The sequence below is a fragment of the Chengkuizengella axinellae genome (genome assembly GCF_030730905.1).
GTDB lineage: Bacteria > Bacillota > Bacilli > Paenibacillales > KCTC-33759 > Chengkuizengella > Chengkuizengella axinellae.
The window spans coordinates 1,093,367-1,114,646 of the sequence record NZ_JAVAMP010000001.1 but is presented as its reverse complement, the minus strand read 5'-3'; the positions used below and the strand labels follow the sequence as shown (position 1 = coordinate 1,114,646).

At 32.3% G+C, this 21,280-nt stretch carries 20 protein-coding genes; all 20 read right to left on the bottom strand.

Going from position 1 to position 21,280, the window contains the following annotated elements; genetic code table 11:
* Positions 1-94: 94 nt before the first annotated feature.
* On the bottom strand, positions 95-4,579 hold the full coding sequence (locus Q5Y73_RS05545; RefSeq protein WP_305990821.1) for a right-handed parallel beta-helix repeat-containing protein: 4,485 nt from the start codon (positions 4,577-4,579) through the stop codon (positions 95-97).
* A 322-nt stretch (positions 4,580-4,901) separates the two neighbouring features.
* Complete coding sequence (locus Q5Y73_RS05540) at positions 4,902-5,030, bottom strand: hypothetical protein (protein ID WP_305990820.1); 129 nt, start codon at positions 5,028-5,030, stop codon at positions 4,902-4,904.
* A 3-nt stretch (positions 5,031-5,033) separates the two neighbouring features.
* Positions 5,034-8,249: a glycosyl hydrolase family 28-related protein gene (locus Q5Y73_RS05535; protein WP_305990819.1), complete on the bottom strand. Its 3,216-nt coding sequence runs from the start codon at positions 8,247-8,249 to the stop codon at positions 5,034-5,036.
* A gap of 31 nt (positions 8,250-8,280) precedes the next feature.
* Positions 8,281-10,116 (bottom strand): putative phage tail protein, encoded by a 1,836-nt coding sequence (locus Q5Y73_RS05530; protein WP_305990818.1) that lies wholly within the window; start codon positions 10,114-10,116, stop codon positions 8,281-8,283.
* Positions 10,117-10,131: 15 nt separating this feature from the next.
* Positions 10,132-10,518 (bottom strand): phage tail fiber protein, encoded by a 387-nt coding sequence (locus tag Q5Y73_RS05525; RefSeq protein ID WP_305990817.1) that lies wholly within the window; start codon positions 10,516-10,518, stop codon positions 10,132-10,134.
* Between the two features lie 17 nt (positions 10,519-10,535).
* The gene (locus Q5Y73_RS05520; protein WP_305990816.1) at positions 10,536-11,336 is read right to left on the bottom strand and encodes a baseplate J/gp47 family protein; all 801 of its coding nucleotides are present in this window, start codon (positions 11,334-11,336) and stop codon (positions 10,536-10,538) included.
* Complete coding sequence (locus Q5Y73_RS05515) at positions 11,336-11,758, bottom strand: DUF2634 domain-containing protein (protein ID WP_305990815.1); 423 nt, start codon at positions 11,756-11,758, stop codon at positions 11,336-11,338. Before Q5Y73_RS05515 ends, Q5Y73_RS05520 begins: the two co-directional genes overlap by 1 nt.
* A gap of 17 nt (positions 11,759-11,775) precedes the next feature.
* A complete protein-coding gene (locus Q5Y73_RS05510) occupies positions 11,776-12,255 on the bottom strand; it encodes a DUF2577 domain-containing protein (RefSeq protein WP_305990814.1) in 480 nt (159 codons plus the stop codon).
* Positions 12,256-12,257: 2 nt separating this feature from the next.
* On the bottom strand, positions 12,258-13,247 hold the full coding sequence (locus Q5Y73_RS05505) for an XkdQ/YqbQ family protein (RefSeq protein ID WP_305990813.1): 990 nt from the start codon (positions 13,245-13,247) through the stop codon (positions 12,258-12,260).
* Complete coding sequence (locus tag Q5Y73_RS05500; protein ID WP_305990812.1) at positions 13,244-13,888, bottom strand: LysM peptidoglycan-binding domain-containing protein; 645 nt, start codon at positions 13,886-13,888, stop codon at positions 13,244-13,246. The genes Q5Y73_RS05505 and Q5Y73_RS05500 overlap by 4 nt, the downstream gene beginning before the upstream one ends.
* A complete protein-coding gene (locus Q5Y73_RS05495; RefSeq protein WP_305990811.1) occupies positions 13,885-15,771 on the bottom strand; it encodes a hypothetical protein in 1,887 nt (628 codons plus the stop codon). The genes Q5Y73_RS05500 and Q5Y73_RS05495 overlap by 4 nt, the downstream gene beginning before the upstream one ends.
* Positions 15,772-15,946: 175 nt before the next feature.
* Positions 15,947-16,375, bottom strand: coding sequence for a phage tail assembly chaperone (locus tag Q5Y73_RS05490; protein ID WP_305990810.1), 429 nt, complete (start codon positions 16,373-16,375; stop codon positions 15,947-15,949).
* A gap of 25 nt (positions 16,376-16,400) precedes the next feature.
* Positions 16,401-16,835 carry a phage tail tube protein gene (locus tag Q5Y73_RS05485; protein WP_305990809.1) on the bottom strand — a complete coding sequence of 145 codons (435 nt, stop codon included), beginning with the start codon at positions 16,833-16,835 and terminating at the stop codon, positions 16,401-16,403.
* A gap of 17 nt (positions 16,836-16,852) precedes the next feature.
* On the bottom strand, positions 16,853-17,908 hold the full coding sequence (locus Q5Y73_RS05480) for a phage tail sheath subtilisin-like domain-containing protein (RefSeq protein WP_305990808.1): 1,056 nt from the start codon (positions 17,906-17,908) through the stop codon (positions 16,853-16,855).
* Positions 17,909-17,920: 12 nt separating this feature from the next.
* Entirely contained in the window at positions 17,921-18,379 is a 459-nt protein-coding gene (locus tag Q5Y73_RS05475) for a hypothetical protein (RefSeq protein WP_305990807.1), read from the bottom strand.
* Positions 18,380-18,424: 45 nt separating this feature from the next.
* The gene (locus Q5Y73_RS05470; RefSeq protein ID WP_305990806.1) at positions 18,425-18,778 is read right to left on the bottom strand and encodes a DUF3599 family protein; all 354 of its coding nucleotides are present in this window, start codon (positions 18,776-18,778) and stop codon (positions 18,425-18,427) included.
* Positions 18,779-18,780: 2 nt separating this feature from the next.
* On the bottom strand, positions 18,781-19,080 hold the full coding sequence (gene yqbG, locus Q5Y73_RS05465) for a protein YqbG (RefSeq protein ID WP_305990805.1): 300 nt from the start codon (positions 19,078-19,080) through the stop codon (positions 18,781-18,783).
* Positions 19,081-19,366: 286 nt separating this feature from the next.
* On the bottom strand, positions 19,367-19,750 hold the full coding sequence (locus tag Q5Y73_RS05460) for an ArpU family phage packaging/lysis transcriptional regulator (protein ID WP_305990804.1): 384 nt from the start codon (positions 19,748-19,750) through the stop codon (positions 19,367-19,369).
* Positions 19,751-19,857: 107 nt separating this feature from the next.
* On the bottom strand, positions 19,858-20,133 hold the full coding sequence (locus Q5Y73_RS05455) for a hypothetical protein (RefSeq protein ID WP_305990803.1): 276 nt from the start codon (positions 20,131-20,133) through the stop codon (positions 19,858-19,860).
* Positions 20,134-20,759: 626 nt separating this feature from the next.
* Positions 20,760-21,278: a GNAT family N-acetyltransferase gene (locus Q5Y73_RS24780; RefSeq protein ID WP_371320149.1), complete on the bottom strand. Its 519-nt coding sequence runs from the start codon at positions 21,276-21,278 to the stop codon at positions 20,760-20,762.
* Positions 21,279-21,280: the final 2 nt, after the last annotated feature.

The following is a 21,280-nucleotide window of genomic DNA, read 5'->3' as shown; positions in this document are numbered from 1 at the left end:
AAATACTCCACTTAAATTTTTTAAAACTTTTATATACAAATAAGACCACTCATTTTATATGGTCTAAGGTCTGATTTGTGCATGTAATATTTAATTAAAGTATTGTTACATCATCACTGTTTACAATATTCATAGGTACGTTATCACTTGCCATTAATATAATATTTGCACAATCAGCTTCAACAAATAATCCTAAATGTCCAGCTTGCCAACTTGACGCTTCAATAAAAGATGACGATAAAGCAGACATTGTAATTGCTCGACTGTCAACAAGCTTTATAGCTGTACCTCTTTCCATAAAGACTTGTTGTCCTTGTATCTGAATACCTCTTGAATTCTCAACTAATATATAGTGTGAATCTGGAGTCGGTGTTACAGGAAGGTACTCAGCAAAATAGTTTCCTTGTATGATACCAAACGTTATGAATTCAAAATGTATATCTGAAAAAGTATTTGAATCAAAATAATTAGATTCGATAAAGCAATAATCTTGTGCATATACACCTACATTATTTCTTGAAATTCTACAACCAGTAATTTTCAATCCGTCTGCGTTATTTGCATAAATACCTCTTAATATATTATCCTCTGTTACACAGTTTTCAATAATACCTTGTGAAGATGTTGAAATATAGATTCCATTTTCAGCGGCTCCAGTAACTTTTATGTTAGATAACTTAAAGTTATCTACACCTGTTAAATGTAGTCCATCTCTACCTCCACCATCACAATTCACTGAAAAATCTCTCCAATGTAAACTAACTCTATCTAATGATAATACTCTGATAGCGTCACTTTGATCTGTAGAATTTAAAATTGTATTATTCATACCATCACCATATATATTTATATAGTTAGGTACTTTCCATATATCAGACAATTCATATCTTCCTGTGGGAATATAGATATTAGAAATACCTTTGTTTATTGCTTCTGCTACAGCTAAATCAAAAGCCTCTGAACAATCTTCCACTCCTGTTGGGTCTGCAAAATGATCTAACACATTAATAAAAGTAGGTTTTTCAACTAAATGCTGTTCTTTTGCAAGGGGAAAATTAGTTGTATGATAATAACCTTCAACTATTTTAACACCACCAATTTCACAATTCATTCCTTCACCATTTAATAACAAAATACTTAGAAGATCATCAGGACTGGAACCAGAACTGAAAGTAAATGTCAAAAATCTCATGCCTTTGCCAGTAGGTGGGATAGTGCTACTTTGAACCCCAGATGGAAAATGGATTGCTACGTCCATCTCATTTCTCAATAAAATCCCTACTGTGTATCTAGTGTTAGATCTAACTTTTTTATCAATAGATACCTTTTGAAGTGCAGAGGAAGGTGTTACTTGCTGTAACCAATTGCCCCATGCTTTTGAATCTTCAATTATAACACCTGTCATCCCATCATCTGGAATCCATCCATTTGCAAAACCTGCATGATCTGAACTTTCTTCCCGTATGATTCCCAAACCATCTAAAGCATCCCTTTTCTCATTTTGTGTTGAAATAATATTAATTTCTGTTGGGTCCTCAATAATAAAAGGATAATTATTGTTTGAAGTGATTGTTATATTCGTTGAATCTGAATCAACAAATAAACCTGTGTAATCACCTTCCAACCAGTTTTCTAAAGTTACAAGTCCTGCTAATGCAGATAAAGTGATTTGATGACTATTATAAATGCCTATTGCCATATCAACATGCCTAAAAACATACTGTGAAGCTATTTCAACTGCCTGACAATTTTCTAATAAAATAAGATACTGATTTTCAGTAGGCGAAGGTGTTACAGGTGTATCAAAAATGTTGTTTCTTATTCCTAAACTAATTACACCATCGGCATGTATAGCGGCCATATGATTATTTTTAAATATACATGAGTTTACCACACTGTAATCCCCAAGAAATATACCTGTCACATTATTAATTGCTTTACAGTTTAGATGAGTTACGTTATCTGTATTATCGCTGTAGAATCCACATTCTGCATTATTTTGAGCAACACAGTTTTCAAAAACACCGTTTTCACAGGATACAAAATAAAATCCATGTCTGCTTGCATTATTGGCTGACACATTCGTAAATTTAAAATCAGCGAACCCTCCGCCTACATGAATAGCGTCACGACCTCCTCCATTGATTGTAAAATCACGCCAATGTACACTTTGATTGTCACCTATATCTGAAACGATAATTCCGTCAGCTCCATCTGTAGTATTTATAATAGAGTGCGTCATACCATCACCTATTATATTAGTGGTGCTAGGAACAACTAATCTATCTGTTACAAAATAAACACCTTTAGGAAAATAAAGGTTTACAACCTTCGGATTAGCCTCCATGTATGCGATAGCACTATCAATGGCTGCAGCATCATCCGTCACCCCGTCACCTGTTGCTCCAAAATCTCTTACATTAGCTGTTGTTGATAAGCTTGTTCCTGCAAGTGATACTACAGGTAAATTCGTTTCAGTAGTAGGAAAATTTCTCATTCTAATGTGTAAAGTATATTCTTTTGTTTCATCTACAAAGTTAGGGATATGAAAGATAGAATAGCTTTCACTATTTTCAAATTTTATTTCTATTTGCGGGCCTTCACCTTCAAAATCATATAGAAATACAGATTCTCCATCGCCTTCTTTTATATCATCCTCTTGATAATATAATAAACGTGTTCGCTGTTCTCCTGAGCTATTCATGTAAGTAACATAATTTCTATCCGCTTGACTGTCATATCCATACTGCACAATTAATCTAAATTTAACTGTACCTTCACTAGAGGTTATTTCATAGTCTCTCAAAAATCTTTGTGTTTGTACATCTGGATTATACTTTTCAAATTGAAAAGATGAATTATAGGATGATACTCCTTTTCGTGTAATCGTGAAGTCTTCCGTAACTTCTGAATGTCCATGATAGGTTCTAGGCTCAAAGAACATTCCTATCTTACTAACAAAATTATTGTTTATATTTGCCAATTCTCCTATTTTTGTATCAGGACCATACATAACACCAGCATATAAATCCACATTTTCATCATCCTTATGCTCAACATAGTTGTCCTTAAAAATTAATTTTTCAGTACGAATATTATCTATACAGTAAGCAAGTGGTGCAATAACATTATTATTTTCAACCACTACTAAAGGTATTGAATTTTGATTGTCGGAGTAATCAACTGTTTTAACTAGTGTTATTGTTCCTTCAAACTGTCTTTTTCTAATGCGTATTGTATTTCCTTTTAATACATGTGATTTATTAGCATAATCAACATTTGAATTAGTTCTATAATAAATGATTGCACCTTCTGCATGTTCACATTCAATCTCATTATCAACAACCTTCATACTATATATGTCCTCACTTGAAGGACTAAATTTCATTCTATAAATATGAAAGGTATTATTTTTGATAATCCATTCATCTGCCGTATCAGATAAGTCCATAAAATGTACAATCATTTGTTCAGGGTCTTTTCCATGCATTTCTGCAAATTCTTTTGTCGTCTTGAAATAGTTGTTTGCAAAGTACCTTTTAAAAGCTCCGGGTCCATTCTTTGCTTTCATCAGCGTATTAGTAGCACTGGAATCCTTATAATTTAAATCAGAGAAGCTTATATTATTTATCCAAGTATTATTGGTATAATATATTTCTCTTACACTGGCATAGATATCATATAGTGCTATATTTCCATCATACTTCATACCTTCAACATGATTATTTTCGTAGATCACCTTCGCACCTTCAAACAGTACGAAAGAATAATAGCCTCCACTGCCTACTTGGCCCCACCAATCGTCATCACAATAAACAAAATTATTTTTAACTGTAAGTAACTTTTTAGAATCAAGTAATGCCTCATAGGTGTCTTGACCATTTTCTATTGCTATACTCGCAAATTGATAACTGAAATTATTTATATAATTTCTTTCAATTACAATATGATCAGAAGGACAATCACTTAAAACCATAAAGGAGTTATTCGTATTTTTCACTTTACAATCCACTAACCTAAAAAATCCTACACCGAATTTAGTTATCAATGGATTAGTATTTTCATCCATATAATATCGAATAGCAGATAAATCTCCTTCAAAATAACAGTTATCAAATATGATTTCTTTAGTAAAAATGGTTCCGAGTCTCCACAAAATCACAAATAAACCTGTCGTTTCTGCTATAAAATTCATGTTTTGAAAATGAATATACAAATTTTCATTAATAATGTTCAGTAATTCTCCGTCTGTTTCAAAAATAATAGTAGCATTTTCACCTATAACGTGAATATCACTGTTTAAATCAATTGCAGAAAAGTTTCTTGTTCTATAATTTCCAGAAGGAAAAAATAACTTTACTATTTTTTCATTATTTGAAATATACTCAAAAGCAGAAGTTAGTGCCTGTGTATCATCTGTTTTTCCATCTCCTTTTGCACCGAACCATTTAACATTCACACCACGATCTGCTATTGCTTGATCTAAAATGTTAAAGTTTTCATTAAATTCAATTCTTGATACATTGTCTGAACCTTCCCAATTATGCAATTTAAGAGTTTCTGTTTTATTTGTACTCAAAATTTACTGCCCCCCTTGAATAGTTTTTATGAATTTAGTTCTTTAATAAACTTTTAAAAGGCTTAAAAAACCGTATGAATACAGGTTGTTTTTAAGCCTATATATGAAATAGTTTTGTTTTTCGATAACAGTGCCTCCATTGTCTAATGATATACAAGTAGTAGTAGTATATTTTATTTCCCTCATCAGATTCTATGATATTTGTTATCATTTCTAGTATTATCAATTTCCAACTTTGAAGATTTAAATTAGACGTTTTATTTGAACTTAAATTAATTGTGAACCCTTCAACATGAATCATTTCTATACTGTGGCACACCACTTATCCATTCCATCTTCTACTGCCACTATAAAATCCATTTCTTCCAGGGGCTTCTTCCATATTGACATTATCATTCGATACCCAACTATGAAGATTTAAAAATTGAGCTTTTTGTACTCTTGACCACACTCCTTATACTTCTTCTGTGTATGGATTGCCATTGTCATCCACTTTTAGTTTATAGTTAGTTCCATTAGGAGATGTGAAAACTGGACCGTCTTGATTTCTTATAAAATTAATGTTTCCAAAATAGTTGTCTCCGCCATTTGAAAGAAATCTAGTTCCTCCAATGTAAAAAGATTTAGCCATAATTCTTGCTAACCATACATCTGAACCATGTGCGCCTGTAATTGTAACAATCATCTTTTGAATTTTAGCATTCAATCCATCATTTACCCAAATCTGCATTTCTACAGCGGTGCCTTTAAAATCTGTGTCTATTATCTTTGTTGTAGAATATTCTGTTCCTTGATTGTCTGTAATATCAACTTGAATACTTCGAGGTATTCTACCATGAGAAAATAAAAAAGCTAACTTCCGAATCCCTCCAGTTAGATAGCTGTTCGAAACATTATGATAATTTGAGGCATTTATATCAATTTCAAAAGAATAGGATTTATTGTCTGTTAAATCTAACACAATCTGCTTGCTTGAACTTCCACTAAATACATATCTTAATGCACCACTAGAAATATTCTCTACTCCAGATAATTCTGTAACTGTATGAACCTTATCCGCCGCATGTAAGATGTCATCGTATTCACCGTTGAAATTATATAATGCACCTTCTTGCCAACTTTCTAGGTTCGCACCTTCTTTAATAGGATAATGTTGACTACTAGAAGCACTATTAAAACGGTCAAATTCTCTAAAACTTATGAAGTTACTTTCCCCATCATCAATATAATTATCAGTTCCAAACTGCATTAAATAAAAATTATTACGTTCAGAGGTAGAAGTTAAATTTAATAATTTTGCTGTAGATTCATTTGCGATGTCCCAACAGAAGCCGTTAAAAGAGTTTAACCAACCTTCAATATGAATCATTTCAACGCACCTGGTGTTCCACTGCAATTGAAAATCAGTAAAGGTATTTCCATCTGCATTATTGTGACTTCCATGATCTCCCGAACCATAAATATAATAATCACAGTCACTAATGATCAGCTTATTGAACATGTTTCCATTTACATAATTCCAATCTGTGTTTTCATTTAGGTCAGGTGCATCAAGAAATATCCCTCTTTCAAAACCTCTAATATTGATATTGACGAAGATGACATAGCTAACCGCTGAGTCATTCATAGAGCAGTCTAAATGGATCCCATTTCCCATTCCAGTGACATCACTATGACCAATGATATTCAAGTTTTCGATACGATTATTTCTTTGTCTTATGTCATCTGCTCCATTAATATGGATTACTGAACTGTTATAGTTGAAGAAGTTAACTTCAATATCAAGCTTACCTAGTATACTTGTATTGTTATTGATTTGTATGCCATTAATATTTTCTTTTATAATCAATTTTGCATCATTTTTACCTACTAGGACAACATCATTTTTAAGAATCAAAGTATCTGTAATAACATGTGGATTGCTAATAACAACTGATCCTCCACCTCGTAATTCAACATAATTAATCGCCAATTGAATTGCTTGCGTGTCATCAGTTACGCTATCCCCTTTTGCCCCGAAAGATTTTACATTGATTTCTTCTTGTTCAAGTATTTTAGGGAAACTAGCAATATCATAAGCACCTTCCACAATTTCTAGTCTTGCAATTTTAAAGGAAATGCCATCGTGTTTCCCTCTAAATTCAATATAATCATTGATTGGATTAAGCGAAGTTTTGAAGTTGAATACTAGCTTTCTCCATCCATTGTTATCACTCCATCCTTCGCCACTAGCACCACCGTTTACTGCATTGGTAATGTCGGAACCTCCTGTCATTCTATTTCCATCTGTATCTCGCAATAAAATTTGATGTTCATTTTCTATCCAAAAGCTAACAGAATAATCCGTTTCTGGTTTAAAATTGAGTCTTTTGATAAATCCTCCATCACCTTCATAAGCATCTTCAGGGGCTGACGTTGCACATGTAATTTGTTGTGCTAAATCGTCTCCATATGGAAAAGGTACCAATGATAATGATACACCCGTATTATTTGTCTGCGGTTCTAGTCCTCTCGCTAATCCTGCTGTTTCGCCTTCTGTTCTATAAAATCCTTCCCCATTCATCAAATCAAAGGCTTCACTGTTGTGTATTCGATGAACAGAATTTTCATTTTCTATTCTCATTGGAACAGATTCCATACCAACGAGCATAATGTTTTCACATGTTTCCGTCACATATAAACCAATGGCTCCATGTTCATCCCAATCATAAGACCATACATCTCCACCTGCTTTTTTTCCCGAACATCCGTTAATCACAACATTTTTCATATTATCCAATTTAACGGCATAATCAGAGATTTCAAAACAGCCCATTCCTGATAACACAAGACCTCTTGAATTTTCAGCAAAGATCATGCAGGTTGGGTATGTCGGTTTAAGGGGTGAAAATCCTTTATTATTTTCAAAATAGCAACCTGCAATATGCACGTTATCCACATCTATGACATGAACGGCTGCATATTCATTTGCTTCCAATGTGCAACCTTCAATCATACTTTTTCGATCGGGCTTAATGCCTACCCACGAATTCGCATAAGCCCAACAGTTAATGAAGTTCACCGTCTGACTTTCATTTTCACTATGAAATCCGTTGCGCCCGTTTAAATTACCTTCACTTGCCAAGAACATCCCTTTCCAAGCATAATTGCAATAGTAACCATCTTGACCATGATTTCTTGACCTCACGTTTTCTACAGTAAAGGAATGGGTATTAATAAGAGAAATCCCGTTCCTTGGAGCGCCCCGAACAGTAAGGTGACTGATTGTAAACCCATCTATTCTGCTTCCATCAGGGTTTTCAATATGAATTAAATCCGAAACACCATCATCTGCCCCTCCCCATCTTAAAATGGTGTTGTGCATATGACCTCCAGTGATATTAATGGATTTGGTGACGTTTAATTGACCTGTGATATGATAGTCTCCGTCAGGGATAAAAACAGTGGAAATGTCGTCATCTACAATGGCGTAATCAATCGTTTTTTGGATAGCTGCCGTATCATCTTGTATGCCATTCCCTTTTGCCCCAAACCACTTTACATTTATTCCTCCTAGTTCTACTATTGCTTCCTCAATTGCATTAAAATTTTCATTAAATTCATCTAGTTCTACATTGTCCTCTAAAACCCAACTATGAAGATTTAATTTAGGCGTTTTATTGGTACTCAACTTAATTTTCACTCCCTTTATTTTTGATATTTTATTTTTCTAAATATCTGTATTCTCTCAAACCTTTCCAAGAAACCCCTTGTAATTGCTTCCACTTCAACGATGAATCGATTCTGAACCACTTTAATAAAAGAATACTAATTCCTAAGTGAAATAACATCTGCAACCAAGACAGATCCTCTAATTCTTCCCAAGTGAATAAATCTAGTAAATTCCACTCTAAGTATCTAAAATCAAATTCAAAATCCATATGAGCTGGTATAATTCCCCTTATAAATTCTGACACCGCTATTAAATCTTCATCCGGGATTTCTCTTTCTTGAATTTTAATATTTATTTTATAGTTGTTATTATCTTCCAAAATGATAGATTCATAAAAATATTCAAACAATAATTGTTCAAGTGTTGAAACATCCAAGTTCTTTATTTTCATTCGTTTAAATTGAAGGGCTTCTCGTCTTTCTTGAAAGGTACTGTTTTCATGAGGAGTAACTCCTAAAATAGTTTCAAATCGATGCAATCCCCAAGTAGCTGTGTCAATGAATAACTGATCCAATAGGTCATATAACATCGCGTTCACTCTTACAAATTCATTAGCTTCAGCATTAACTTTATCCGTCATTAAATTACTGGAACCATAATATTTGGGAATGGAATCAAATATATCTTGGTTTATAAAACGATCATAAATATAAGACTCCAATTTTGAATCTGTTTGTAAAGAAGCTCTAACAATTTTAAATTTTTTAGCATTGACTTCAATTGAATTCTGGATGTTCATTTCATAAATTTGTTCAATAGGAGTTATTTTAATAGGTTGAACTGTATTAGCAGAACTATTAATTATTAATTCATTCACAAATATCGGAGTAATATTCAAAGGTTGATTCACTAATATATTAGATACCGCTCCAATATTTAAGATCTGTATCCCTGTTATAAGAACTGGTCTAATATTTATGGAACTTACATTATTTAATTCATTTACATCTGTAGGAGTGATGTTAATTGGTTGATTTATAATAACATTAATATTTGCCTCTATATTCATTTTGGACACTTTCGTTGTTAGAACTGGTTGTTCTACAGACATGATTGTTTGACAATGTATGTCTGTTATCTTTGCAGTTGTTGTGAGAATGACTTTTTCTGTTATAAAAGAAGAAGACCCAACAATAATTGTTGGATTTATAATTTCTTGCATCCCGATATCTTTACTTAGAATATAAAAATCTGCCGTAACATAGGTACTTCGTCTTCTAAGGTTTAGATCTATATGATCTGCTAATGAAATGGTACCAGGAGATACATTAAAATTTGAAATCATTACCTCATCTTCTAAAATCCCATCTATGAAAAGTCTCGCATAATCTTCTTCTTTCCAAGTAATACGTATAGTTTTTATTTGCTGATCTTGATGAAATAGATTTCCAAACAAATTTACTTCTGTATTATCAACATATAAATAAATTTTTAGAAACTCATTCTCTTTCTCATATATCGCATGAAGAAACGAAGCATTCATATTATTGTTCCTAGTTGTGAATAAATAACAACGATTTGACTCTTCAATACCTAACATTGAAGAAGGATCCAATGTTAATTGGATCGTTCCTTCACTTTTATTCATAAAAATAGGCATGACTGCATCGTTTGGATTATCCACAACTACACCTAACCTGTCACCAATAAGCTCAAACGATCCAAAACTAAACGGCATTAATTCGCCAATCTCTGGAACAGTCGTTCCATTAAAAGAAGCATAGAAACTGATTCCTTGTTGTAATCCATTTATTATTTTTTGGGGTTGGATTACATTTATATTACTTTGTCCATTTAATGATGCTATCGCATTTATAATTCCCATTATTCATCACCCTAACTAATTTAGAGTAACCGTTATATCTCCGGTATTAATTTTTAATTGATCATTTTCAAGAATCGTTTTAGTTGCTGTTAGCGCACCATGAAATAATAGATTTCCCCCACTATTCGCATCAAATATTCCAATATGTGTTATTGTACCCCAAGCTTCAATAGCAACATCATATAATACATCTGTATTACTTGTGGTACTTCCGTTAGACGGACTATCAAAAGTAATTTCCTTTCTTTCATAACCATTCTGTGAAACCTCTATCCCTGTTCCTGCATCTGTTGGATCTGAAGTAAATAAAGCTAAATATATAGTACTTGGTGCGTTATATGTTACCCCTCTTAATGTTCCTTCTAATATTTTATTTTCTAAATAATTTGACATAGCTGCCATTTGAAATTCCTCCTCAATTAATTTATAGTTATACTCCCTAAAATTGCTACCTGATAGTCAGCAACTTCAATATTTTTTGATATAAATATTTCATCTTGATCCTCTATTCTTAATTCCAAATTAACGTAATCAATAACATCTTGAGCATTTAAAATTGCATCTCCAATTTTTGTATATCGAACAATAGGATCAGTAAAAGCTAAATTTGCTAAATAAGATGTAATATTCTCTTTTATTGTTTCTTTGACGATTTCTGGATTTGCACCCGCTTTTAAAGTAAGACTGACAGTAACATTGATTGTCACTTCTGCAGCACCTTCTACAGTAAGAGTTACTCCAACACCTCTTTTATTTTCAATAAATTCATAAACTTCTTGAACAAGTGAATCACTGGGAGGCTTTCTATCACTGGCAAGTATCACTACTTTGACGGTACCACTTCCGTTCCATATAGGGTAAACCTTTGCATCAGAAACATTCGGAACTTCAAGTGCCCATAATTTAAATTGAGTTATGTTGTTGCTAGTGATAGGATTACTCACCTTAATTTGATAACGTTTATATAAATCTTGGTCTGTCTCACCTTCTTTTCTGTACAATCCTTCCTCCGCACACCGACGCTCTAAAAATTCCCCATAGGTCGTATCTGCAAAACCAAAATTTAATATATTATCCATTTCTATATATACCTGCTCTAGTTCCATAGAAGCAGGAGCAACCATATCATATGCTATTGAACCTTGACGTTTATCAAATTCATTGGATATTTTTGATAACATCCGATTCAGTATAACATTCGCTGTTTGATCCTCAAACATTAACTGATCACCTCCTCAGCAATAATTGTGCCTGTATTAGTTATTACTTTAAAAGTTACATGAAATTGATCGTTGATATAATCAATAATAAATTCTGTTACATCTTTGATTCTTTCATCATAAATTAAAGCTTCCTTAATAACCCTTTCGATTTCACTGGCAAGCAAATTAGGTTTTAAATCTAATGCAATAAGGTCTGTTAATTCACAACCATATTGTTGATCATATATTAGATATTTTAATCGAGTGGTTGAAATTGCTTTTCTTATAAATTGCCGTAAGGCATCTATTTCATCTATAATATTTTCTGTAAACTCTCCAATATCAAAATTAAACTCATATGTCATTGAAGGGTGAACCTCTTTTTCTGTATTTGTTTCAATATCTTCAATTTCCAAAATCGTATAAGGCGAAATAGCCATTCATTTCCCTCCTATTGTTAAACAGAAATTCGATCCATAATTAAATAAAGCTGTTCATTTTGTAGAACAGCTACCGCAACACGATCTCCAATCTTTAATTCATCCGTAAATTCCAAGCTTCCTTCTACTTGCATCTTACCTACACTAACATCTAATGATTGTAGATAGTGAGTATGTTCTCCATCTTCATCAGTAGATCCGAAAGTATTATTAAATGTAAAATAGTGTGAATGCTCTCCATCGTCACTCATTTCTCCAGTAACGACATCCCCAATGAGCGAAAGATTATCACCTGTCAGTTTAATTTGTCTTTCGTGTTTTGTAAGATGTTCTGATACAATGAGGTCTTCCTCATCTAATTCCAAATTCATATGATCTATTTTTATCTTGAGATCGGGTGGATCGGAAACGACTGTTGCAAACTCAATATTCATATCTTTGTTATATCCATGTCTACTCATAAGTTGAATAAGCTTTGAATAAGGGCTACCTTCCATCTTTATTCCTCCTCATATTCTAATGTTGGTAGTTCATCTGTTGCCGTAAGTGTTAAAGACATCGTATGTTCTTTACCTTCAATCTTGTGTTCATCTGTAGATACATAATATCCACCAATGATCTTTGTTAAGGATTCTGAAACATATACCGATTTACCAGCTATGACCTCAATATTACCTAGTGCATATACTTTTGCTTCATCATCGATTACCGATTTTTGTTTTAATCTCTCTGTGGCCAGACGATTTAATTCACTCTCATTCTTGATCTGAATAGCATTTTCATAATGTTGCATCATTCCAAATTTTGCAACTAACGAATCGTCTTGAACTGTAGAAGATTTGTCGTTTTCGCCAACCACTTTCACTTTCGTTTTCATATCATTGATATCTTTCTGATAATCAGCATTTAATAAGTTTACACCGTTTTCAATAACCGATTTCACTAATTGCTCTTTTCGTTCATATAAGTTCAGTTTCCCTTTGGAACTTGTAATAACGAATTTACGATTTGTATGATTTTTAGTTTCCGTTAAAACTGTCACAAACATATCCCATAGCGTTTTTTCTTTAAAGATCATTTTGGAAATCACATAATCGGTATTTGTAACATGACCCGTCTGAATACCAAATGTACTACATACCTCTTTTATAAATGTAGAAGCAGTTTTATTTCTTAGTTTTATAGTATCTGTATTTTTTAAGAGATACATATTTTCATCATACGCGGTAACTGATTGAGCACCTGTACTTTTTATATTATCTGAAAAAATAACTCCTCTGAAAATTTCTACATCTTCATAAAGGAGTTGAATTAAGCCACCTGATTCAATTTTTATTTTTTGATTTTTTCCGTTTAAAGTATTGGAAAGTTCTAGTTTACATGTTCTTGCAGCTTGCATAATATCTCCGCTCCAGCTAACGGATTTTACTATAGGATCAATCACCGTCTTTTTATTATCACTTAGAGAGGTATAAAATACACTAATCATGGTAAGATCAACTTCTGTCCAGGGAAGATTAAATTCGGATTTGAACCTATCAATTTCATATTTAATTCATAAATTTCTTTATATCTTGACCCTTCACCAAGAAATTTAGTAGCAATTTTATATAAAGAATCTCCACTTTTAACAATATATGTTTTTCCAGAAACTGACTCTTTTTGTACAGGTGGCCGTTCTGATTCCTGAGTAGTATTTGATTCAGTAATGGTTTGAAAAGTAATAAACTTATATTCCTTTAAAGATAATGAATAATAGAGATCTCCCACCTCGCCTGCTTTCTCCTCAATATCAAAGTTACGAACCGTTACAGCGGAATTAATAGGTGTACCAGTAATTGTAAGCCTTAATGGATTACCTGAAGTTTGCCAAGTACGTATTTTTTCTACTGCTGTCCAAGGTTTAGGGATATTACTATATTCACAAAATGATGGGTTCTCGTCTCTAGGAAAAAAAGATGAGAAACTATATTCAGAAAGTGTCTTATTGTTAATAATGCTATATTCTCCCAATTGAGATACATTTAAATCTGTATATTTCATACCATAAGAAATACGAATTGAATCAGGATTAACAGGTAATTGTAGTACTTCTGCATTGTTATTAAACGTTAACCAAAATTCCATCATGCCATCAATCCCCCTGTATTTCTAAGATTGGTTTCCAGTTTAGTAGCGATATTATCTATATCTGCCTCTTCTCTTACAACGATCGTATCAGCCATTTTGGGTAAAATTATAGAATTATTTTTATTTAATAGTTGTTTCAACAATTCAAATAATTCTACTTTAAATGATTCAAATTGTTCAGATGTAACTTGATCAGTTTCTTTAACATGATTTTCAGAAAATGGACTATACATACTATATTGTTTACTACTACCTCTATTCGAGAAAGGGTTTGTACTTCTATTTGTCTGGAGTAATTTATCCGGATTAAAATTAAATACTGATCGAGTTAAATTTCTAATTGAATCTCCAATTCCTTTAAAGTCAATTCCACCAATAAAGTTGCCAACCTTTGAACCTATTTTACCTCCAAGAAAGCTCCCTAATTTGTTTCCTAAAAAACCACCTGCTACTGCTCCTGCAACACTTGCTCCGGGTATTGGTATCAATGAACCCAAAAACCCTCCACCTGCTGCACCACCAATTCCTCCGGCTATACCTCCAATTGACTTCCCTGCTACTTCCCCTATTTTCCCTGCTCGTTCTTCTTTGGGAGATTTGATTATATCTGCAATTCCGAAGCCAATATCAGCTATAGTGGACAGAGGACCCAATTTTCCTGTAAAGCCTTTTAATTTTGTCCATTTCGATGAAGGAGGGGTTCCATTTCGATTAGCACTATCAAGGTCTTTTTTCTCTAAATGTTTAAATACTGTTCCTGATGCTGAAATTAAAGGACCTAGTATTGAATTAGCAGTCTTTGCACCCTTCAATAGAGTATCTGGTTTAAAAAAGGAGCTTATAGAATCTCCAATTCCCTTAAAGTCAACTCCACCAATAAAGTTGCCAACCTTTGAACCTATTTTACCTCCAAGAAAGCTCCCTAATTTGTTTCCTAAAAAACCACCTGCTACTGCTCCTGCAACACTTGCTCCGGGTATTGGTATCAATGAACCCAAAAACCCTCCACCTGCTGCACCACCAATTCCTCCGGCTATACCTCCAATTGACTTCCCTGCTACTTCCCCTATTTTCCCTGCTCGTTCTTCTTTGGGAGATTTGATTATATCTGCAATTCCGAAACCAATATCAGCTATAGTGGACAGAGGACCCAATTTTCCTGTAAAGCCTTTTAATTTTGTCCATTTCGATGAAGGAGGGGTTCCATTTCGATTAGCACTATCAAGGTCTTTTTTCTCTAAATGTTTAAATACTGTTCCTGATGCTGAAATTAAAGGACCTAGTATTGAATTAGCAGTCTTTGCACCCTTCACTAGGCTATTGGGATTAAAAAAGGAACTAAAACGATCTTTTATTCTACTAAAAATATCAGATCCATCAGTTCCTGAACCAGTTTCAAATGTAAAATTCAATTCTATATTGTGATTAGTATTGGTTTTGCTTATATTTTTAGTACTATTACTTATATTGTTTATATTAGAGCTTATATTCTTCGTACTATTAAAATGACTTATATTGTTTATATTAGTGCTTATTGTTCCTGAAAAGCTCCTTACATTAGTACCAGTTGATGGATTTTGAGGATGTTCCAGTTTAACTTTCAACTCTACTGGAATCTGTTTAAATATGATGCGATTAATCAAATTACATAAATCTAGAATTATGCCTTTTAATAGATTAATTTTATTCCGTATATTATTTACTAGGTTACTTAGATTAATCACTAAACGATCTGTGATACGATTGAATTCAGATAAAGTCCAGTTTGAGCTATTTAACGTATCATTAACTCTTTGAATAGATTGGCTCATATTAGTTAGTTGATTAGTAAATTTTTTTCTGGAATCGAGTTTTAATACCAAACTTTTTTTATATATTGTCACACTTTCCCTCCTTTCTTTCATTTACCCATATTTTTTTCCCTCTCTTCTAATGTGATAATTTCTGATGCATAGATAAAACTTTTAACTTTGAAAGGTTTATTATAGATTTCATCAGGGGGGATATGATGATTCTGAAAAATGGAGTGTAATAAGTAAGCCTCCCCCCCCTCCTTAATTAGTTTTTTACTTCTTCAATCACTTGAAAATCTTCTTCATATCCACTAATATCCATAATTTCTGATGCAAGATTTGAAATTTCACCTGCTAATAATCTTTTCTTGATTACTTCTGTAGGATCTGATGTATTATATTTATTAAGTAAATCTTTTTCTTTCCAACTTGGATTTAAACAACCCTTTTCTATAAGAAGCGCTGCAAATTTCTGCTGGTCTACTTTATCTATCCTTTTATTCCCCTGACGCACCTGATAGGTTGCTTGATTTTCAATTCTATCAATGACTTCTCCATCAATAGCCTTTATAGTGAAATTCACTCCAAATCTTTTCATAAACACATCTCTTTTTACTTCTTGTTTGACATCTAATAGTGCTTTTAACACATCATTTTTTTCTTTTTGTTCATCAATAATCTGTTCTTTTGCCATATTTCATTTCACTCCTTTTAAAATATTACTCTGCTTTAAAAGTATCTAATAGATCAAATCCACTAAATGTAAAGGCTAACTCTTCTTCAACTAGAGCACCATGCTCATATTTTAGTAGATCAATTTTATCAAAACTTACATCTTTTAATCTGACACGATAAGCACCATATGCCTCTGGATCATCCAGTTTAGCAATAATTTCTGTACGGTATTCACCGTTTCTATCATTTGCAATTTGACCAATACGCTCTACCCAATCTGATGTGATCTTATAACCACTCATCGTTCCAGTTCCTTTAAGTGAAGTCACTTTATGCCCAGTCCATCTTGTTCCTGCTCGTTTTACTTCTTCCTTAGAAATTTCAACTGAAGCTTCCACGCTTGTGATATTTGTCAACCAAACTCCTTCATGCCAACATTCACCCATGCTACCATTAATTACTTTTCTATCATCTAACATTTACTATTCCTCCTTATTTATGCAAAAATACTAAAATAAATTTCTTCCATTGAATCTACTTCTGTTACATAACAATCAAGGTAGACTTGATCACCTTTACTTTCAAAATCCTGGCTCAAATCCACTGAAAAATTACTTGTTATCACATTGGAGTTGGCCAACGTTTCAAAATATGCTTTGACTGCACTAATAAGAGCCTTCTGACCATCCACATTGTTATCAATTTTCCCAATAAACATTTTAGAAATATTTTGTTGCAATGTAGTTTGAATAGCTTGTCTAGCACGTTCTTTTCGAATTTTTGAACCACTTGTCGTAATGCCTCTCTCAATGACTACTTGCTCTCCATCATGAACTAGTACAAGTGAACCAGCTTCTAAAGCAGTTTTTATTTCTGCGTTAGTTAATCTCTTATTTACATCTTCTAAATCCAGTTTTTTGTAAGTAATGGATTTATTAATTGGTGTTGCAGCTATAATACCTGCCAAATATGCAGCTTCATTAGCAGAAGAAATATTTTCTCCTTCTTCAATCCCCCCAACAATAAGATTTACTATATAGTCATCTTCAAGATCACCAGAACGTGCATTTCCATTTGCTGGCTCTTGATCAATCGATTCAGTACTTCCAGTTACAACCATAAAGTGCTTTCCTTCTTGGCGATTTCTTTGTACCCATGTTTTTAAGCTACCTTCTTCATCTGCAAATTCTCCACCAAATGCAAAGACATTAAATGATCTAGTATCTAGTGCTCCATACATTGCATCATATGCTGCTGTATCAATTAATGTAGGCATTGTATACACTAATACCTCTTTAGCTCCACCTTTTAATGCTCGTTGAATTGGTTTAATATTTCCTTCACCAAACAATTCGATTGCATTTGAAATTGCATCAGTTCCTTCCAAAGAATAAAATGTTTTTTCTGTTGCCGTACCTGAATAAGATTTAACGGCTAATGCAACCGAACCTGTATCTCCACCTCTAATTGTTTCTGTTGCAGCATCTACAAAATTAATATAAACCCCTGGTCTTACTTTATCTGTAATTGGATCCCAACTTCCTCCGGCCATACTTAATTCCTCCTAATTTAAATTCATATTTACTTCATTTATTTTTTCATAATCTTTCATTCTTTTACTATTAAATCCTTTGCTATCCCACGTTAATGTACAAACTACTATAAATAGATCGTCTATATGACTTTCTTTTAGATCAATGTTTACATCATTTACATATAAACTTCCTGATTCTATATTTTCCTCTGTTACAATAGGAATCTTATTATTTCCTTCAATTATTGAATACATGATTTTATCAGCCGAAAAAAATGCTTTTTGCCGACTTTTGTCAAAAATAATCATGGAAAGTACATTTTCTAATGCAAATGTTGCTTGAGAGAATGGTTTCATCTTTGCTCCAGCTGGTGGAAAATATATAGAGGGAACTTTAAAATCTTGTGGAACAGATTTGGTATAAAAGTTCATTTCAGGCAACAATTCATAACAGAACTTAATAATAGAATTCAATTCCAATTCTCTCATTGATCTTTTTCCTCCTTTACTATGAATAGAATCATAGTCATCTCGTTATAAATGACTGTTTCTTTTTACCAGAACTTCAATATGATGCTCACGTTTTACCATAGGTTTCTCAGCTTTATATTTAACACCGTTCCACTCAACCAAATCATTTAATCTTATATCTGTATTAATAGGAAAAAAAACTCTAAATTTTTCATGAACTAAAAAAAAAGGTTCATTGTTAATGATAGATTCCTCATCTAAATCTATCGGTACAAAATAACAAGAGACTGTTAATTCATCTGGAATATCGTTATAAACAAAATCAATTTCGTCGATAAACGTAAAAGAGTTTATTGATTCAATTTCATTTAGATGATAGATAAAACATCGATCTGAAAGTAAGTTTATATATCCCAAAGTTATCCCCCCTCTTGCACATACTCATCTAATAACTTAAGAAACTCTGTTACAGAAAACTGATTAGGGTTCATACCTATCGTATATGAATAATCTCCAATGGATTCCGACTGATAACCTTTTATCACACCTTCATCTGAATTAATAAGTGCATAATATTCAGTGATTTTAATAAATGCCAGTTTTATTTTGTCCGGTAGGTCATTTTCAAATTCTGTAAATTGATGACCTACATAGCGGTAAATCTCAGTTTCTGCTTGAATTAAGTCAAACTCAATTTGCAAGTCAGTTCTATTTTTCACACTTTGAAACGAAGTATAATCTCTAACATCTTCAATGTTAATGATGGATGACCACCTCTCTTAAATTTGTTATCTCCTACTAATAAAAAATCCCCTCCTTTTATCACAATCCAAAAACCTCCTCTCTATTTTTAAAAATTAAAAAGGTTACGGATAGAACCGTAACCTTGTTATAACTTGAGGTATAATGTCTCTAAATGGGCAGAGTAACCTCACCCCTATTATAGTATAATCTCTACATGTTTTAATTCGCATTTCATTCTCATTTTATTCGTGTTTTATACTCTTAGATAATATTTAAAGAGATTGCCATTTTATATATAGCTTTGGATTTAATCTTATAATAAGCAGTATTCTTGAAACCCAAATCCAGCATAACTATAATATCACTTGGTTGCTTTGGATCAAAATATCTAAACTCTATTAATTCACGTTCTATATCTGTAAGTGCTTTAAGTGCTTTTTGAATTTGATTCACTTTCACTTCCTTCTCTGCAATATTTACTACAGTGTTTTCAACTGGTTTAAATATATTACTCCCACTTGAAGTGGTTATGTTATACTTCGCAGTTAAACCTTGAATGTCTGTATTTTTTATAGCAGCTAATAATGAAGGATAGTGATATAACTCTCGTTCAACAATTTTTACATATTCTTTTTTTCTACCCAAGTCTATCTCCTCCCTCGTATATTCAGAGAAATTTGTTGTTAATATAACTCTATTCTAGTAAATTAATATTGGATTTCTTAATATGAAGATCATAGTTATATATGAGTTTAATACTTTCTAGTTCGAATGTTATTTGGGTACCCGCCCTTTACCCCTAAATAAACATAACCAGGTCCCAATAAACTAATAAAATCATTAATTGCAATAATTTTTATTTGTTCTTCACGTATACGATTTTCAAAGTATAGTCTCGTTGCATCCGTTTTATGTAATATTGAAAACAAATGAATTAACATCTCACTCTCGTCCTTTTGGGAATTTAAGATTTGAATCAATTCAACAACACTTTTAGCAATCATTTTGTCTCTACTTTTTGCTAACAAATTTATTTCCTCCTCACATAAATTAAATCCTCTTCTAACTTTGATTTGTATTAACATACCGTATTCAACTTAGCTTCATTTAAAGAATCACACCCTTATCATTACTAAAAAATGACAATATTCAACAAATCCTGAATATACATGAAATTTCAAATATTGTGGTTACATCATAGCATGAGTGGGATTTATCGACCAAAAGAGACATTTACTAGGGGGTTTCTATGACTTTATTCGACAAAAGCAAACGACAAATTAACTAACCTTTATCATCTTTTTCTATTTAGCCTTTTGTCATGCTGTTAAAATTCATTTGATCAAAGAGACTCTAGAATTAAGAAGATATTATATTTATAAAAAAGAGTTTAAAAAATGTGATGTAAGAATTTGTATACTTGTGGATTTGGTGATGAAGACTAAATGATCCTAGCTAAAAATCAATAGGATTTTAATATTATGAAGTATGGATTTGCTAAACCATCTTTCTATAGGCTCGTTAAAACCGAAAGATTAAAGCGAAATGTGAAAAAAGATTGAATATTCTTTTAGAGTTACATATAGAATACGTCAATCTGAGGAATAAGAAATAAATTGTTTTTGATGTTTAATATTACTTACACAAGCAAAAATTACTTATTCAAGTATAAATAATACGATTCTGTATGTGCTCTTGTTATACAATCATTTCTTTGAAATACTTTTTGCATTTTTATATTTTCATCATGTGTACTCCCTATGTAATAGGTTGCTCCCATTTGTTTTAACATAATTAAAGATTGATAGTGAATAACAGAACTTAATCCTTTACCTCTATGTTCTGGCAAGATTCCGAAATAGAATAATCTTCCTTCATTTAATGTGCCAGGTTCAATGTGCGGAATAGATATTCCTATCGGTATATTTCTTAAGAATATTACATTACAGAAATTCTTCCAATGATCACCCATAGATTTCCTATTTATTAGAGCACCTATTCTATTTATTCCTAAATTGCCTCCAACCTTTATCAACTTTGTTAAATTATTTTGAAATCCTACTTTTTCAAACTCAAATCCATCCATTTCTTCAATTCCAAAATAATTTGGTAAACCATTTAAAACTTTAAATGAATTCATAAATTTTTTCTCAATTATTTTTACGTAATCCAAAT